The organism is Mycobacterium sp. (assembly GCF_019247615.1).
Lineage (GTDB): Bacteria > Actinomycetota > Actinomycetes > Mycobacteriales > Mycobacteriaceae > Mycobacterium.
Genome location: NZ_JAFBAT010000164.1, coordinates 1 through 3,002, shown reverse-complemented (window position 1 = coordinate 3,002; position 3,002 = coordinate 1). Strand labels below are relative to the sequence as shown.

Sequence of the window (3,002 nt, the reverse complement as noted above, 5' to 3'; positions counted from 1 at the left end):
TACGCAGCGCCTGCCCCCCTCTGCGTTTTGGCAACCCAAGCCCCGCCGCCGCTCTCGCGGGGATGGACCGCTTCGCCGCTCGGCTGCCTGGCGCCAAATGCACCACCGCCGTCTGCGCGGTGCTCAACCCCGACACCGTTGAACTGGTGTACTCCAGTGCCGGGCACCCGCCGCCCATCGTGGTCGATGCCGACGGCGCGATCCGGACGCTCAACGATGGTCACACGATTGCGCTGGGAGTACGAGCGGACTGGCCGCGCCCCGAGGCGCAGGTGACTATCCCGGCGCGCGCGACGCTCCTGCTCTACACCGACGGCCTGATCGAACGGCGCCGCACCGAACTGGAGAGCGGCATTTCCCGCGCGGCCTCCATCATTCAGGACGGTCGGGGCTCTACGCTGGATGACTTGGCGAACCACATCATGTCCGGGCTGGCGCCGAGCGGCGGCTATCAGGACGACGTTGTCCTGCTGCTGTATCGTCACCCGGCGCCGTTGGAATTGACGTTTCCCCCGCACGTCAGCCAGCTGGCGCCTACCCGTAGCGCCCTGCGGACGTGGTTGACGAAAGCACGGCTGGGCCCAGAGCAAACGGTGGACGTGCTTGTCGCTGCGGGCGAGGCCGTCGCCAACGCCATCGAGCATGGCCACCGCAACACCCCGGAGGGCACGATCACCGTGGGTGCGACCGCCCTGGTCGACCAGGTGCAACTGACCATCACCGACAGCGGCGAGTGGAAGCCCCCCCAACCGGCTGCCAGCGTCGACCGTGGCCGGGGCATCGGGCTCATGCGAGGCCTCATGCAAGGCGTCACCATTGACTCCCGCAGCACGGGAACCACCGTTCATCTCTCCGCGAGGATCATCTGATGTCCACGACACTCACCCTCAACACCGCGCGATGCGACGACGGCAACCTTGTGCTGACCGCCGCGGGGGAAATCGATATGAGCAACGTGGACGCTTTCAACCAAGCCCTCGGCACCGCCACGAGCGAGACCGACAGTGGCGGCCGGAAGATCACGGTGGACCTCAGCGCCGTGGAATATCTCGACAGCGCCGCCATCAACGTCTTGTTCGCCCGCGCCGATCACATTCACCTGATTGCCCATCCCTTGCTCATGTCGATCCTCAACATCAGCGGCCTGACCCAGCTGGTCACCGTCGAGGCCGCACAGCCGACGGCCGGCGGTTGACGTTGCCGCGATCGCCGGTGGGGCCGGCCGTCCGAACGGCGTGGAAAGGCAGTCGCTAGCCTGTGAGACTGGCGGCTTTTGGGAGGGCACGATCTGCATGAATGACCAATGGTTTTCCGACGTCAGCGCGCCGGGGCAGTTGACCCTCGCGGATCTATGCGACCAGATCGAACAGAAAATCCACCTCAACGCAGACAACCACAAACCTGCGTCGGATTTCCCGGACTGGCAGTCGTGCATGGCCGATCGAGACGCCACCATCTACAAGTTGAGCGCCGCCATAGTCAACCTTTGCCAGATGGTGAAGCACCTCGCCGCAGAGCAGTAGCACCCCCACGCTGAGTGCGGCGCGGCGTCACCGTCGCCTCGGTCGCTGTCCTTAATAGCGGAGCGTCCGGATTGGTCCACGAACTTTACGTTCGCCGAGATCGGGTTGCGCGGCTCGCCGTTTGGCCGATGCAGCGTGGAGCCGATGACGGGAATCGAAGCCGCGTATTGAGTTGGAAAGTCGATTCGATCCGCTTGCCGGCGTGCACCAGCGCTTGCCGCAGGGCGAATGTCGACGGGGTGCACCCCTCTCTTCGACTGCGGCAACGTTCCCTTCCGGGATTCGCGATGACACCGACGATTGGCAGATGAACAGCAAGGTCGAGGCGCCGGTCGTCGTTATACGGATCGGGCGTACAAGAACTGACCGTCACCCAGCCCTCCGAGCTAGCCGTGGGAGAATTGTTGGCCGCCTCATGCGCCGAGTGGAAGAAGCGCGGAAAAGAAGAAGGCTAACGGATCCGTGACGGGGAGGGCGAACGAACTATTCAAGAACGGAAAGATCGGACTTTGCAGCGTATTTATTGTTTCTCTCGGCGCCCCCGCTCCTATTGTTTCTTGAAACCCAGAAGTCAAAGTATCGGTAAATATCGGGCTCGCGAATCGAGTCGCAACATAATTGTCGTCAGGGTCGGCGCTGACCGTATTTGTAAACAGGCCGAAATTGGTGGTTTTAACCATGAAGTTTGAATCGCCGGGTACGGGAGTGGTGGCTGGGCTCAGGCCCAGCGTTGCGGCAAGCAGCTCGGCGGGTTGTTGCGCGATTGGTGCGAGCCGGCTTGCCAGGTTATTCAGCGACTGCTGCCTCGGAGCCAGCCGCGCGGCGGCCGCCGATGCCGCGGGATTGGCCGTGAACGCCGCAACGTTGGCGCCCTCGGCTTCGACATAAGATCGCACGCCCGCCGCCAACGTCTGCACAAACTGGTCATGAAACGCAGCCGCCTGCGCACTGAGCGCCTGAAAACCTTGACCGTGGGCCGAGAACACCGCCGCTATCGCGGCGGACACCTCATCGCCAGCCGCGGCCAGCACCCCGGTCGTCGGCGCCGCCGCCGCCGACCTGGCTGCACTGAGCGACGAGCCGATGTTGGAGAGATCCGTCGCCGCTGAGGTCAGTAACTCAGGGGCCGCCACCAGGTACGACATCGCAATCCTCCCACCACGTCGTCGAGGCATCGACGAAGCGAATCAACGTGAAACGGGTCCAGATAGGTGCACGAGGAACCGGCTCGGTTAGTTCAAGGTTTTCGCCAAATTTTCAGCCCTGGCGGCAGGCTCATGGATGACATCGGAATTTGGGTCGTAGATGGGACGGTTGATCGCAGAACCTGGCCGATAGCCCGTATGTGAGAACAGTCGGGCCGTCGGCGACGGGGGAGGGACGGGCCTCGACGGTCGTGATCGACGCGCCGGAGGTGTCTCCACTCTCATCCGGGATAGCGCACCGCCTCGGCCCACGCGATATGCCCTTCGAGGTCCA

General features: G+C 63.8%; 3 protein-coding genes and 1 pseudogene. 3 read left to right on the top strand and 1 reads right to left on the bottom strand.

Annotated features, from left to right (window positions below; genetic code table 11):
* From JO059_RS11110 to JO059_RS11100, 3 genes are all read left to right on the top strand, one after another.
* A partial coding sequence (locus JO059_RS11110) for a SpoIIE family protein phosphatase (protein WP_293316799.1) occupies positions 1–869 on the top strand: 869 nt, incomplete at its 5' end.
* A complete protein-coding gene (locus JO059_RS11105) occupies positions 869–1,195 on the top strand; it encodes an STAS domain-containing protein (protein ID WP_293316796.1) in 327 nt (108 codons plus the stop codon). The genes JO059_RS11110 and JO059_RS11105, both read left to right, overlap by 1 nt.
* A 97-nt stretch (positions 1,196–1,292) precedes the next feature.
* Positions 1,293–1,523 carry a hypothetical protein gene (locus JO059_RS11100; RefSeq protein ID WP_293316793.1) on the top strand — a complete coding sequence of 77 codons (231 nt, stop codon included), beginning with the start codon at positions 1,293–1,295 and terminating at the stop codon, positions 1,521–1,523.
* Positions 1,524–2,395: 872 nt separating this feature from the next.
* Here JO059_RS11100 and JO059_RS11095 read toward each other — a convergent pair.
* Positions 2,396–2,668, bottom strand: a pseudogene (locus JO059_RS11095) (PE family protein); the annotation flags it as partial.
* Positions 2,669–3,002 lie beyond the last annotated feature (334 nt).

What these genes read in the sequence shown, in the direction of transcription:
- JO059_RS11105 (WP_293316796.1), top strand. Translation starts at nt 869, where the DNA reads ATGTCCACGACACTCACCCTCAACACCGCGCGATGCGACGACGGCAAC.
- JO059_RS11100 (WP_293316793.1), top strand. Translation starts at nt 1,293, where the DNA reads ATGAATGACCAATGGTTTTCCGACGTCAGCGCGCCGGGGCAGTTGACC.